The 14,147-nt window shown below is 60.6% G+C and carries 10 protein-coding genes and 1 pseudogene; 6 read left to right on the plus strand and 5 right to left on the minus strand.

Annotated features, from left to right (window positions below):
• Nucleotides 1–4 precede the first annotated feature (4 nt).
• On the minus strand, nt 5–442 hold the full coding sequence (locus NDJ10_RS15280; RefSeq protein WP_363318723.1) for a rhodanese-like domain-containing protein: 438 nt from the start codon (nt 440–442) through the stop codon (nt 5–7).
• Between the two features lie 174 nt (nt 443–616).
• A pseudogene (locus NDJ10_RS15285) lies at nt 617–1,207 on the minus strand (MBL fold metallo-hydrolase); the annotation flags it as partial.
• 183 nt (nt 1,208–1,390) lie between these two features.
• On the opposite strand from NDJ10_RS15285, the gene NDJ10_RS13740 reads away from it, so the two are divergent.
• From NDJ10_RS13740 to icmF, 4 genes are all read left to right on the plus strand, one after another.
• Nucleotides 1,391–2,509: a C4-dicarboxylate ABC transporter gene (locus NDJ10_RS13740; RefSeq protein WP_296163257.1), complete on the plus strand. Its 1,119-nt coding sequence runs from the start codon at nt 1,391–1,393 to the stop codon at nt 2,507–2,509.
• Nucleotides 2,510–2,579: 70 nt separating this feature from the next.
• The gene (locus NDJ10_RS13745) at nt 2,580–3,206 is read left to right on the plus strand and encodes a TRAP transporter small permease subunit (RefSeq protein ID WP_296163259.1); all 627 of its coding nucleotides are present in this window, start codon (nt 2,580–2,582) and stop codon (nt 3,204–3,206) included.
• Nucleotides 3,203–5,155 (plus strand): TRAP transporter large permease subunit, encoded by a 1,953-nt coding sequence (locus NDJ10_RS13750; RefSeq protein WP_296163261.1) that lies wholly within the window; start codon nt 3,203–3,205, stop codon nt 5,153–5,155. Before NDJ10_RS13745 ends, NDJ10_RS13750 begins: the two co-directional genes overlap by 4 nt.
• Nucleotides 5,156–5,311: 156 nt before the next feature.
• On the plus strand, nt 5,312–8,683 hold the full coding sequence (gene icmF / locus NDJ10_RS13755) for a fused isobutyryl-CoA mutase/GTPase IcmF (RefSeq protein WP_296163263.1): 3,372 nt from the start codon (nt 5,312–5,314) through the stop codon (nt 8,681–8,683).
• Between the two features lie 205 nt (nt 8,684–8,888).
• Here the strand turns inward: icmF and NDJ10_RS13760 are convergent, their stop codons facing one another.
• The 3 genes from NDJ10_RS13760 to gshA all read right to left on the minus strand — a co-directional run bounded on the left by NDJ10_RS13760 (nt 8,889) and on the right by gshA (nt 12,169).
• Nucleotides 8,889–9,056, minus strand: a complete 168-nt coding sequence (locus NDJ10_RS13760; protein ID WP_296163265.1) for a hypothetical protein — start codon at nt 9,054–9,056, stop codon at nt 8,889–8,891.
• Nucleotides 9,057–9,110: 54 nt separating this feature from the next.
• On the minus strand, nt 9,111–10,499 hold the full coding sequence (gene dbpA, locus NDJ10_RS13765) for an ATP-dependent RNA helicase DbpA (protein ID WP_296163268.1): 1,389 nt from the start codon (nt 10,497–10,499) through the stop codon (nt 9,111–9,113).
• Between the two features lie 107 nt (nt 10,500–10,606).
• Nucleotides 10,607–12,169 carry a glutamate--cysteine ligase gene (gene gshA / locus NDJ10_RS13770; protein ID WP_296163270.1) on the minus strand — a complete coding sequence of 521 codons (1,563 nt, stop codon included), beginning with the start codon at nt 12,167–12,169 and terminating at the stop codon, nt 10,607–10,609.
• A gap of 95 nt (nt 12,170–12,264) precedes the next feature.
• Here gshA and NDJ10_RS13775 point away from each other — a divergent pair, with 95 nt between their 5' ends.
• Nucleotides 12,265–13,755: an AMP nucleosidase gene (locus NDJ10_RS13775; protein WP_296163315.1), complete on the plus strand. Its 1,491-nt coding sequence runs from the start codon at nt 12,265–12,267 to the stop codon at nt 13,753–13,755.
• A 51-nt stretch (nt 13,756–13,806) separates the two neighbouring features.
• Nucleotides 13,807–14,139, plus strand: coding sequence for an AAA family ATPase (locus NDJ10_RS13780; RefSeq protein WP_296163272.1), 333 nt, complete (start codon nt 13,807–13,809; stop codon nt 14,137–14,139).
• Nucleotides 14,140–14,147: the final 8 nt, after the last annotated feature.

Consider the following 14,147-nt stretch of genomic DNA (forward strand, 5'->3'; position numbering starts at 1 on the left):
ATTATCAGCTCTGACGCCATGGTAGGCCGTTCAGGCGCCAGCCGCCAAGGTGGCCGCGCTGGGCATGGCTGTCGGGGTCGCCTTCAAAACCTTCCAGAATGTTGTAAGCCTCCAGCTCGAGCTCGGTCGCTCGTTTGGCGGCAGCGATGGAGCGCACGCCGCTGCGGCACAGCAGCACCACTTTCTTGCCGGCCGGCACGGCGGCGCGCAGTTCGGCATCAAAACTGGGGTTGCTCACCATGCCGGGCCACTGTTTCCAGGCTACGGCCGGGGCTTCGGGCACAAAGCCAACCCAGGCGCGTTCGGCATCCGAGCGCACATCCACCAGCACGGCTTCGCCACTTTGCACCCAGCGCCAGGCCAGTGCGCCGCTGATGTCGCCTGCGTAGCCACTGGCAGGCTGCACCTGCAAACTGTTGGTGGCGTGCGCATCCTGGCGCAGGCCGCCATGCAGATTGGCGGGCACGGCCTCGGCGATGCGTTTGGGCGGCGGCAAATGGAGCGCGTCCATGATGGCGACAAATTCTTCCAGCGTTTTGCCTGCCACCCGGGCATTGCCGGCTTTCTCGATGCCGACGGTGGAGCTGGTTTTGCCGTTGTAGTCATGGCACGGCCACACCGTGGTGTCATCCGGCAGTTTGAACAGGACCTCGGTCAGACTGCGGAACATGGCCTCGGCGCTGCCACTTTGAAAATCGGTACGGCCACAGCCGTTGATCAGCAGCGTGTCGCCTGTGAAAACATGGTCGCGCCAAACAAAACACATGCTGCCCGCTGTGTGGCCGGGGGTGTGCAGGGCACGGATCTGCTCGGCCCCAAAGCGCAGGGTGTCACCGTCCTTGAGTTGCAGCGCTGCGGTGCTGATGCCGCAACCCGCCGGCGCTGTGGTTTGGGCGCCGGCCAGTTCGGCCAGTTGCCCGGCGCTGGTGATGTGGTCGGCGTGGGCATGGGTTTCCAGCGCCCACACCAGTTTCAGACCGTAGTCGCGCAACACCTGAAGATCGCGTTCAAGTTGCGTGTCCACCGGGTCGATGATGATGGCTTCCCGTGTGGCTGTGTCAAACAGCACGTAGGTGAAAGTGCTGGAGGCAGTGTCGAACAGTTGAATCGGCTTCATGGCGTGTGGTGGTCGAAATGAGTGTGGCGCCCTGGCTGACAGATCAAGGCTGAACTGTAACTGCTTGGCATGCCGTCCATGAAAATCCATGAAATCGGCGCAACATTTGTCATATCGGAGGCAGCGCACAAGTGCTTTTTATTTGTCATACAAGTTAAAAAAGTAAAAAGTCTTTTGTGAAGGTGACGCAATGAGACGGGTGAAAACCCTAATCTTTTGGCAGGACATCTGTGCTCAAAATAAGGGGCCCATTATTTATAACAGGAGACTCCCTTGACCGATAGCAAAACCCCCCGTCGTCGCAGTTTGCTCAAAGGCGCTGCCATTGCTGCAGGCGCCATGTCTGCACCCATGATTGCCAAGGCGCAAACCGGTCCTATTTCCATGCGCTGGCAGAGTACCTGGCCCGCCAAGGATATATTCCACGAATACGCGCTGGACTATGCCAAGAAGGTCAACGACATGACGGGTGGCGACCTCAAGATCGAGGTGTTGCCCGCCGGCTCTGTGGTGCCCGCATTTGGTTTGCTGGAAGCCGTGTCGAAAGGCACGCTGGACGGCGGTCATGGCGTGCTGGGTTACCACTATGGCAAACAAAACGCATTGGCCCTGTGGAACTCTGGCCCGGCCTTCGGCATGGATGCCAACATGATCCTGGCCTGGCACAAGTACGGCGGTGGCGCTGAGCTGTTGGCCAAACTTTATGCCTCCATTGGCGGCAACGTGCAGTCCTTCCTGTACGGCCCCATGGCCACGCAACCACTGGGCTGGTTCAAGAAGCCGATCACCAAGTCGGCCGATTTCAAGGGGTTGAAGTTCCGCACCAATGGTTTGGCCATTGACCTGTTCACCGCCATGGGTGCTGCTGTGAATGCTTTGCCCGGTGGCGAGATCGTGCCGGCCATGGACCGCGGCCTGCTCGACGGTGCCGAGTTCAACAACGCAACTTCCGACCGTCTGTTGGGCTTTCCGGATGTCTCCAAAGTTTGTATGCTGCAAAGCTATCACCAGAGCGCCGAGACCTTTGAGATCATGTTCAACAAGACCAAGTACGATGCCCTGCCCGCCAAGCTGAAAGCGATCATCGCCGGTGCCACCGAAGCTGCTTCGGCTGACATGTCGTGGAAGGCGATTGACCGCTATTCCAAGGACTACATTGAGCTGCAGGCCAAGGACAAGGTCAAGTTCTACAAGACGCCTGATTCCGTGCTGCAAGACCAGCTCAAGCTGTGGACGGAGATTGTCGAGAAGAAGTCCGCCGAAAACCCCTTGTTCAAGGAAATCGTTGCCTCCCAAAAGGCCTTTGCTGCCCGTGCAGTGAAGTGGGACCAGGACACCTATGTGAACCGCCGCATGGCAGTGAACCACTTCTTCGGAGCCAAGAAGGCATAAGCTTTTTTTGTGCCAGCTTTCAGCCATTCAGACCGAGTCTGAATGGCTGATTTACTTTGACGGTATAAAAATGCAAAAACTATTGCTTGCAGTTGACAAGCTCAGTACCTGGGTCGGGAAGGCGTTTTCCTGGCTGATTGTGGTGCTCACTCTGTTGATTACCTGGGAGGTGTTCTCGCGTTACGCGCTGGACAATCCGCACCCCTGGGCTTTTGATGTGATGAGCATGATGTACGGCACGCTGTTCATGACGGCGGGTGCCTATACGCTGTCACAAAACGGCCATGTGCGGGGTGACGTGCTTTACGGATTTTTCCCGCCACGCCTGCAAGCCGGGCTTGATCTGACCCTGTACATCCTGTTCTTTATTCCGGGGGTGGTGGCCCTGGCCTGGGCTGGTTATAACTTTGCCGCCGAATCCTGGGTCATCAATGAGCACTCCAACATCACCGCCAACGGCCCACCGGTGTACCCATTCAAAACGGTCATCCCCATTGCGGGTGCAATTTTGTTGGCTCAGGGGCTGGTTGAAATCGTGCGCTGCATCGTGTGTCTGAAAGAGGGCGATTGGCCCCCGCGCAGTGCTGACGTGGCAGAGGTGGACATCGCAAAACTGAAGGAAATGGTTCACGTGAAAGACGAAGATATTGCCAAGCTGGACGCGTTTGTGACCAAGCCCAACTGGAGTCATAAGTGAGAAAAGAAGTCTGGTTTGGTCTGACCATCATGGCCATGGTCGTGTTGGCCGCGTTTATCTTGTTACCCTCGCCCTCCCAAATGACCAACGGTCATCTGGGTTTGCTGATGCTTGCACTCGTGGTGGTGGCCATCATGCTGGGGTTTCCCACCGCCTTTACCCTGATGGGCATGGGCATGGTGTTTGCCTGGATTGCCTACCGAAGTCAAAACCCGGACCTGGCGGTGCAGCAGACGCTTGATCTGATGGTACAGCGCACCTATTCGGTGATGTCCAACGACGTGCTGATCTCCATCCCGCTGTTCGTGTTCATGGGTTATCTGATCGAGCGCGCCAACCTGATCGAGAAGCTGTTCAAGAGCCTGCACCTGGCGACCTCGCGCATTCCGGGGTCACTGGCCGTGGCGACCATCATCACCTGCGCCATCTTTGCCACGGCCACCGGCATTGTCGGTGCCGTGGTCACTCTGATGGGTTTGCTGGCTTTGCCGGCCATGTTGCGCGCCGGTTACAGCGTACAACTTTCGGCCGGTGCCATCACAGCGGGCGGCTGCCTGGGTATTCTGATCCCACCTTCGGTCATGTTGATCGTGTACGGTGCAACGGCGGGTGTCTCTGTGGTCAAGCTCTACGCGGGTGCCTTTTTTCCAGGCCTGATGCTGGCAGGGCTGTACATCGGCTACGTGATCATTCTGGCCAAGCTCAAGCCGCATATGGCGCCGCCCATGTCGGAAGAAGACCGGCGCGTGCCGCTGCCAGAATTTGCAGAAATTGTGTCCACCAGCGTGAGCAACAGGGCATTGCCTGGCCTGATTGGTGCCATCAAGGGCAAGCGCAATGCGGCGGTGCCGATGAAGACACTGCTGAACCATTTGCTGATCGCGCTGTTGCCAGCCATCATCGTGGTGCTTGTCATGGGTGGTGTTTACTTGAATGTGACGGCGCCGATTCAGCAGGAAGTGGCCGGCGAAGTCGTGGCCATGGGCGGCTCAACGTTTGATGCCCCTGCTGAAGAAGGTGATGGGGGTCTGGCTGAACCCGAGTCGGAAGACGGTTTGCAGCCGCCCCCGACCGGGGGCGAGGCACCCGCCGCGCTGGGTGCCGTGGCCGAGGCGCCAGCCGCCGCCAGCGAACCTGCTGCAACCGAACCGGTGGTGGCCGCAGCAGCCGAGGCTGCGACCGCTCAGGAACGCCTGCCTGCGCCGATGACATTCTGGATTGGTTTGGCCAGCTGTGTTGTGGCGCTTGCCATTTTCTATGCCATCTTCAGTTTCGCCAGGCTGGAGATATTCAAGATGCTGCTGGGCTCCTTTTTCCCGCTGGCCATCATGATCCTGGCGGTACTGGGCACCATTGTTTTTGGTCTGGCAACACCCACCGAAGCCGCAGCGATGGGCTCCATGGGCGGCTTGTTGCTGGCTGGAGCCTACCGGCGGCTCAACATGACGGTGATGCGGGAGTCGGTTTTCCTCACGGCCAAGACCAGCGCCATGGTGTGCTGGCTGTTTGTCGGCTCCAGTATTTTCTCGGCCGCCTTTGCGTTGCTGGGCGGTCAGGAGCTGATCAATACCTGGGTGCTGGGGATGGAATTGACGCCAGTGCAGTTCATGATCCTGGCGCAGGTCGTCATCTTCTTGCTGGGCTGGCCGCTGGAGTGGACCGAGATCATCGTCATTTTCATGCCGATCTTTATTCCGCTCTTGCCTCACTTCAACATTGACCCGCTGTTCTTTGGTCTTCTGGTGGCGCTGAATCTGCAGACCGCATTTTTGAGCCCGCCTGTCGCCATGGCCGCTTTTTACCTGAAAGGGGTGAGTCCGCCGCATGTCACGCTGAATCAGATTTTCGCCGGCATGTTGCCTTTCATGGGCATCCAGGTGTTCGCCATCTTTTTGTTGTACCAGTTTCCCGCCATTGGCATGTGGCTGCCGCAGGTACTTTACAAATGATCCGATGGCATGGCGAATGAAAGATGAAAGGGGCGCGCAGGCGCCCCTTTTTATTTGAAAACCCGCTAAGATTGACGTTTACGTCAACGTCAAGTCAGCGTTTTATTGTCTGATCGTTGGTTTTGAAATTTATAAATTGCCCCCTGGAGACATCCCATGACCGACCTGTCCGCCGACTTCAAGGCCCTAGCCAACTACCGCCCTGTCAACAAGGTGCGTTTTGTCACCGCTGCCAGCCTGTTTGACGGCCATGATGCGGCCATCAACATCATGCGCCGCATTTTGCAAAGCATGGGCGCCGAGGTGATTCACCTGGGGCACAACCGCAGCGTTGAGGAAGTTGTCACGGCGGCCTTGCAGGAAGATGCGCAGGGTATTGCCTTGAGCTCCTACCAGGGCGGCCACGTGGAGTATTTCAAATACATGGTTGATTTGCTCAAAAGCCGGGGCGGCGCGCACATCCAGGTGTTTGGTGGCGGTGGCGGTGTGATCGTGCCTGCTGAGATCAAGGAGCTGATGGACTACGGCGTGGCCCGCATTTACAGCCCCGAAGACGGCCAGCGCATGGGCCTGGCCGGCATGATCGGTGACATGGTCAGGCGCTGCGACAAGGACCTGACGCAATACGCGCCCCAATCCATTGAGGCCATCCAGGGCCACACCGAGCTGGCCTGGCGTGCGCTGGCGCAACTCATCACCGGGCTCGAGAACGAAGTCGCTGGCGGCCAGGCCAAAGCCGCGCTGTCCGGGCCGGTCCAGGCGCTTACCCAGAACATCAAGGCCCTCGCGGCCACCAAAAAAATCCCGGTGCTGGGCATTACTGGCACGGGTGGCGCGGGCAAGTCCAGCCTGACCGACGAGCTGATCCGCCGCCTGCGCCTCGACCAGAACGACAGCCTGCGCGTGGCCGTGATCTCGATCGACCCGTCGCGGCGCAAGAGCGGTGGTGCTTTACTGGGCGACCGCATCCGCATGAACGCCATCAACCCCTGGCGATCCACGGCCGCCGCGCTACCCGGCGGCGATACCGGCCAGCGCGTCTTCATGCGCAGCCTGGCCACACGCGACTTCGGTTCGGAAATCAGCGCAGCGCTGCCCGACGTGATTGCGGCCTGCAAGGTGGCCAATTTTGATCTCATCATCGTCGAGACCTCGGGCATTGGCCAGGGGGATGCGGCCATCGTGCCGCATGTGGATGTGCCCATGTACGTCATGACACCCGAATTTGGCGCCGCCAGCCAGCTCGAAAAAATCGACATGCTGGACTTTGCCGAGTTTGTGGCCATCAACAAGTTTGACCGCAAAGGTGCCAGCGACGCCCTGCGCGACGTGGCCAAGCAGGTGCAGCGCAACAAGGAAGCCTGGACCACGCCCACCGAACAGATGCCGGTGTTTGGCACCATGGCCGCACGTTTCAACGACGACGGCGTCACCGCGCTCTACCAGGCACTGAAAGTGCGTCTGGCCGAGCTTGGCCTGCCGGTGAACGAAGGCAGCCTGCCCAAAGTGGCCGTGCGCCACAGCACCAACCAGACCCCGGTGCTGCCCGCCGCGCGCACCCGCTACCTGGCCGAAATTAGCGACACCGTGCGTGGCTACAAGACCAGGGCACGCGCCCAGGCGCGACTGGCGCGGGAAATCCAGCAGCTCACCGAGTCGGCACGCATGCTGCTGGCGCACGACCCATGCAAGGACGGTACCAGCAAGCCGGGTGCTTACGGCACCGTGATGCAACTCGCGCAGGAACGGCAAGGTACGCAAGACCCCGCGTGCGCCAAGTTGCTGGCACAGTGGCCCGCCATGCAGGCCGCCTACGCCGGTGACGAATACGTGGTCAAGATCCGCGACAAGGAACTGCGCACCGCGCTCACCACCAAAAGCCTGAGCGGCACCACCATTCGTAAGGTTTGCCTGCCGCAATACGAGGATCACGGTGAAATTCTCAAGTGGTTGATGCTCGACAACGTGCCTGGCAGCTACCCCTATACCGCCGGCACCTTTGCCTTCAAGCGTGAAGGCGAAGACCCGACGCGCATGTTCGCCGGCGAGGGCGACCCGTTTCGTACCAACAAACGCTTCAAACTGCTCAGCTCGGGCATGGCGGCCAAGCGCCTCTCGACCGCCTTTGATTCGGTCACGCTGTACGGCAACGACCCCGACCCGCGGCCCGACATTTACGGCAAGGTCGGCAACAGCGGTGTCTCGATAGCCACGCTGGACGACCTGAAAGTGCTCTACGACGGCTTTGATTTGTGCAACCCGGCCACCAGCGTGAGCATGACCATCAACGGCCCGGCACCGAGCATTCTGGCCATGTTCATGAACGCCGCCATTGACCAGAACCTGGCAAAGTTTGTGGCCGACAACGGCCGCGAACCGACCGATACCGAAGCCCAGAAAATCCGTGAATGGGTGTTGGCCAACGTGCGCGGCACGGTGCAGGCCGACATCCTGAAAGAAGACCAGGGCCAGAACACCTGCATCTTCTCCACCGAATTCAGCCTCAAGGTGATGGGCGACATCGCCAGCTACTTCGTGCACCACAACGTGCGCAACTTCTACAGTGTGTCCATTTCCGGCTACCACATTGCCGAAGCCGGCGCCAACCCGATCAGCCAGCTGGCGTTCACGCTGTCCAACGGCTTCACCTTTGTTGAAGCCTATCTGGCGCGCGGCATGCACATCGACGACTTTGCGCCCAACCTGAGCTTCTTCTTCAGCAATGGCATGGACCCCGAGTACACCGTGATGGGCCGGGTGGCGCGGCGCATCTGGGCGGTGGCGATGAAGGAAAAATACGGTGCCAACGAGCGCAGCCAGAAGCTGAAATACCACATCCAGACATCGGGGCGCAGCCTGCACGCGCAGGAGATCCAGTTCAACGACATCCGCACCACGCTGCAGGCACTGATCGCCATTTACGACAACTGCAACAGCCTGCACACCAACGCCTTTGACGAAGCCATCACCACGCCCACCGAAGACTCGGTGCGCCGCGCCATGGCGATCCAGCTCATCATCAACCGCGAGTGGGGTCTGGCCAAGAACGAAAACCCGTCACAGGGTGCCTTCGTCATCGAAGAACTGACCGAACTGGTCGAAGAAGCCGTGTTGCTGGAGTTTGAGCGCATCACCGAGCGCGGCGGCGTGCTGGGCGCCATGGAAACCGGCTACCAGCGCGGCAAGATCCAGGACGAATCGATGCACTATGAAATGCTCAAGCACACGGGTGAGCTGCCCATCATCGGCGTCAACACCTTCCGCAACCCGCATGGTGATGCGGTACTTGACAAGCTGGAGCTGGCGCGCAGCACCGAAGAAGAAAAGCAGAGCCAGCTGGCACGCCTGGCCGATTTCCATGCCCGCCACGCAGATCAAGCGCCAGCCATGCTCAAACGCCTGCAACAGGCGGTGATCGACAACCAGAATGTGTTTGAGGTGCTGATGGACGCGGTGCGCGTGTGTTCGCTGGGCCAGATCACCAATGCGCTGTTTGAGGTCGGGGGGCAGTATCGGCGCAATATGTAAACAGTGTGTCACCGCGAGCCGCGGCAGTTTTGTATGAGCGGCACCCTGTGGGAGCGGGCGCCCTGTGGGAGCGGCGCCCTCGCCGTGAATGCCCCCAGGCCCGCCTTCGGCTCGAAGGCTGTCCTCCCACAGAGGCAGGGCCAGAATGAGAAAACGGCCCATCTGGGCCGTTTTCTCATGGTGCCGTCAAAGCGGCCACGCGGGATCAACCGCCTTTTTTGCAGCGCTTGCCGGGGTTCTTTTTGTTGTTGGTGGCCACGCCACGCTCCAGGCTGCGCATCTGGCCGTGCGGGGCGGTAAAACAAACGCCTTTGGGGGCGACGGGACGGGGGGTGGCTTTGCGGTCGGCTTCGGTGCGGAATTCTTTGGCCATGAGTGGACTCCAGTGGGTGAATGTAAAAAAGGAAAGATTATCCCGCACTTGGCGCTAGATCAGCCGCACCCTGACACTTTTGCCCTTGACCTTGCCGGCATTGAGCTTTTGCAGGGCTTCTTTGGCAATGTCGCGTTGCACCGCGACGAAGGTGGTGAACTCGGTCACCACAATCTTGCCGATCTGTTCCCGGCTGAAGCCGGCATCGGCCGTCAGGGCGCCCAGCACGTCGCCAGGACGGATTTTTTCCTTGCGGCCCCCCAGGATCTGCAGGGTCACCATGGGCGGCTGCAGCGGACCGGAGCCGGTCGGGGTGAGTTCGTCGAGCTTGTGCCAGGTGGACGGCTGCTGCTGGTATTGCTCGATCTTGCCGACGGCGCCCATTTCATACATGGCAGCCAGGCTCAGTGCCAGGCCCGACTCGCCAGCGCGTCCGGTGCGCCCGATGCGGTGCACATGGACTTCGGGGTCGGGCGTGATGTCGACATTGATCACCGCACTGAGTTCCTTGATGTCGATGCCGCGTGAAGCCACGTCGGTGGCCACCAGCACGGATGTGCTGCGGTTGGCAAACTGCGCCAGCACCTGGTCGCGCTCGCGCTGCTCCAGTTCGCCGTACAGCGCCAGCGCGCTGAAACCCTGGTCTTGCAGGTAGCTCACGAGGTCCTTGCATTGCTGTTTGGTGTTGCAGAACGCCAGCGTGCTGACCGGGCGAAAGTGGTTCAGCAGCTTGGCCACCACCTCAAACCGGGTGGGTCGGGTGACCTCGTAAAAGCGTTGCTCGATCAGGCTTTTTTCGGCACGGTCGGCCACAGTGATCTGCTCGGGCGTGCGCATGAACTGCTTGGCCAGCTTCTCGATGCCCTCGGGGTAAGTGGCAGAAAACAGCAGCGTCTGGCGCTCGGGCGGACACTGTTTGGTGACGGTGACGATGTCGTCGAGAAAGCCCATGTCGAGCATGCGGTCGGCTTCATCAAGTACCAGCGTGCTGAGCGCGTCCAGCGTCAGGTAGCCACGCGCCAGATGGTCCATCACGCGTCCGGGCGTACCGACCACAATGTGGGCGCCGTTTTCAAGAGAAGCACGCTGGCCGCGCAGCGCCACGCCACCGCACAAGGTGACCACCTTGATGTTGTCCAGTGCGCGCGCCAGTCGGCGCACTTCCACCGCTACCTGGTCGGCCAGCTCGCGCGTGGGGCACAGCACCAGCGCCTGCACGGCAAAGCGGCGCGGGTTCAGCCGCTCCAGCAAGGCCAGGCCAAAGGCGGCGGTCTTGCCGCTGCCGGTCTGGGCCTGGGCGATCAGGTCTCGTCCGGCCAGCGCGGTCGGCAGGCTGGCTGCCTGAATCGGGGTCATGGCCAGGTAGCCCAGTTGTTGCAGGTTGTCCAGCGTGGCGGGGTTGAGCGGCAGGGTGTTGAAAGCCAGGGAGGTGGTGTTTGTCATGGCAGGATTATCGTGATTGCGAGCGAAGCGCGGAAATCCAGGGAATCCAAATGCATGGACTGCCACGCCGCTGGCGCGCCTCGCAGTGACGGTTTTATCTGCGGCAATCAGGCAAAGTAAGCCGCGACAAAATTCTCAAACGGCTCTTGCGGCGCGGCGTCCAGCTGCTGCTGCGCGCCCAAGGACTGCTGCACGCTGGTCTTGAACTCGGCCAGGGTGTTGGCGGGCAGGGCGCTGGCTTGCAGGCTTTGGGTGTGGGTTTTTGACATCTCGAAGGCAAAGTTGAAGTAGCCGCCGTGCCGTTTGATGGCATCCAGCACCTGGGCCGACGGCGTGCGTTCGGGCTCGTCAATGCGCAGGCGCAGGTCTTGCATGGCCTGCTGGTAGCGCTGGCCACCGTAAGCTGTGTCAAGCATGGCGGCAAACGGCGCCATGTCGTCAAACAACTCATGTGCCAGGGCGCGCAGCGGCTGCTCGCGGTTGTGCACCAGCAGTTGCAGGCCGGGTTGTCGGCCGCGCGTGACCACGCGGCGCTTGTTTTCGTCGTTTTCACTTTGCTCGCGGCTGGTGATGGGCGGGCTGGCGCGAAACAGGCACATCAGCATCAGCACGTCGGCAAACAGGCTTTGCTCGGGCGCAATGCCGATGTCAATGAACGGGTTCAGGTCAAATAGCCGCATTTCAAGGTATTGCACGCCCAGCGTGCGCAGCGCCTTGGCCGGGCGCTCGCCGTTGGGGGCGATGCGCTTGGGCCGCATGGGCGCATAAAACTCGGCTTCCAGCTGCAGCAGGCTGTCGCTGAGCTGCTTCCAGTGGGCACCATCACGCACGCCGAGCTCGGCGTAGTAGGGGTCTGGCGTGCGAATGGCCGCTTCCAGGCCGTCGGTGTATTCGGCCAGCGAGTTGAAGTGGATGTTGAGCTTGTCTTGCGCGTGGTTCTGGTAACCCAGGTCGCTCATGCGCAGGCTGGTGGCATAGGCGCCGTGCAGGGTGCCGGCCACCAGTTCGGTCAAATCACTGGGGTGTCCTTGCAGGAACGACCGGCACAGCGCTGGCGAGGCGCCAAACAGGTAGGGCACCAGCCAGCCATAGCGCAAAAAGTTGCGGATCAGACCAAAGCTGCGCTGGTCGATGAAGTCCTGCAAGTCGGGCGCGCCGCCGCAGCAGTCGCGCAGGCTGAGCCAAAATTCCTGCGGCAGCGACCAGTTGTAGTGCGCCCCGGCAATGGTTTGCATGGCGCGGCCATAGCGCAGCCCCAGGCCTTCGCGGTACACCATCTTGAAGCGCGCGGCATTGGTGCTGCCGTAGTCGGCAATGGCAATGTCGGCGTCAAGACCAATCTTGCAGGGCATGGAGCCGGCCCAGAGCAACTCGCCTTCGAGCTGCTGGGCGCTGAAACGGTGGATATCGGTCAAAAATTCCAGCGGAAAGCCAGGCGCGCTGGACGGCGGAGTGATGAACTCCAGCAGCGCCTCGGCGTAGTCGGTGGTGATCCAGGGGTGGGTCAGTTTGGAGCCCAGCGCCAGAGGGTGGGGTGATTTGGCGAGCTGACCATGGCGGTCAATGCGCAGGCATTCGCGCTCATAACCGCGCTGAATCCCGCGCAGCAACTGAGCTTGGGAGACATCGGAAAACTGGCGGACTTCATTGCAACAGGTAAATTTCAGCATGACGGGGTTCTGATCGGATTCTTGGGCACAGAGTATGGCAGTTTTGAAAAATGCCCAGTCGCATCCGTGTCACCGAGGCGTGGAACAATCAGCACATGTCCTATCTGCCCGCCTTCATCGCGCCCATGCGCTTTACCGACCCGGCCGCTGCCCTGGCGCAGGCCCGGCTGATTTACGACAACAGCATTGCCCACTTGCGCCAGGCCATGCAGCGCTATGTGGCGGGTGAAGACTTGCCGGGTCACGTGCGCGCCTGTTACCCATTTGTGCGGGTGCAGACCGACACCGTGAGGCGACAGGCATCCAGCCAGTCGGCGCGCCTGAGCTATGGTTTTGTGGCCGGAGCCGGCCGCTTCGAGACCACCCTGACCCGTCCCGACCTTTATGCCCGCTACTACCTGGAGCAGTTCACCCTGCTGCTGGACAACCATGGCGTTGAATTGGAGGTGGGTACCAGCAACCAGCCGATACCGGTGCATTTTTCTTTTGCTGAGGACGGCCATGTGGAAGGCAGCCTGAGTCCGCAGCGGCGCCAGCTGATGCGCGATGTGTTTGACCTGCCCGACCTGGCCGCCATGGACGACGGCATTGCCAACGGCACCTTTGAGCCCAAGCCCGGCGAGCCGCAACCGCTGTCACTGTTCACTGCGCCCCGGGTGGACTATTCACTGCAGCGCCTGCGCCATTACACCGGCACCGGGCCCGAGCATTTCCAGAATTTTGTGCTGTTCACCAACTACCAGTTCTACATTGACGAATTTGTCCGTCTGGGCCATGCAGCGATGCAGGACCCCGCCAGCGACTATGTGGCCTTTGTCGAACCGGGCAATGTTGTCACGCCCAAGGTGTCTGGCCTGGGAAAACTGGGGTCAGGCGCCAAGCCTTTACCCCGGCTGCCGCAAATGCCCGCCTACCACCTGGTGCGCGCTGATGGCAGCGGCATCAGCATGGTCAACATTGGCGTTGGCCCGGCCAATGCCAAAACCATCACCGACCACATCGCCGTGCTGCGGCCACACGCCTGGATCATGCTGGGCCATTGCGCCGGCCTGCGCAGCAGCCAGCAGCTGGGCGACTACGTGCTGGCGCATGGTTATGTGCGCGAAGACCATGTGCTGGACGAAGAGCTGCCGCTGTGGGTGCCGGTCCCGGCATTGGCTGAAATCCAGGTGGCGCTGGCGTCTGCCGTGTCGCAGGTGACGCAGCTCAAGGGGCAGGAGCTCAAACACATCATGCGTACCGGCACCGTGGCCAGCACCGACAACCGCAACTGGGAGCTGCTGCCCGATAACGGCCCGCAACGCCGTTTCAGTCAGAGCCGCGCGGTGGCGCTCGACATGGAGAGCGCCACCATCGCCGCCAACGGCTTCCGGTTTCGCGTGCCTTATGGCACCCTGCTGTGTGTCAGCGACAAGCCGCTGCACGGCGAGATCAAGCTGCCCGGCATGGCCAACCATTTTTACCGTGAGCGCGTGGACCAGCACCTGCGCATCGGTATCCGGGCGCTGGAGTTGCTGCGCGAACAAGGCATCGATCAGCTCCATAGCCGCAAGTTGCGCAGCTTTGCCGAGGTGGCGTTCCAGTAGATTTTGCTATTTATCTTTGCAAATTCTCCATGCCATGGTGAATCTGCATCAATGTTAGCCCGAAAAGCCTTTCAAACTGTAGATCAAGCCCTGTCGCGGCAAGCGTCCGTGGCGCTCATTGGCCCGCGTCAGGTGGGCAAAACAACCTTGGCTCTGCAACTGGGTGAGGCGCAAAACGCGCTGTACCTGGACCTGGAAGATAGCCAGGACCGTGACAAGCTGAGCAATGCGGCGGTCTTTTTGGGTGCGTATGAAGACCGGTTGGTGATTCTGGACGAAATCCACCGGGTACCTGACCTGTTTTTGACGCTTCGTGGCCTGATCGACCAGGGCCGCCGCCGTGGGGTACGCACCGGCCGGTTTTTGTTGTTGGGCTCTGCCTAGCTTGACTT

Source organism: Rhodoferax sp., assembly GCF_023700745.1.
In the GTDB taxonomy this organism is placed as follows: Bacteria; Pseudomonadota; Gammaproteobacteria; order Burkholderiales; family Burkholderiaceae_C; genus Rhodoferax.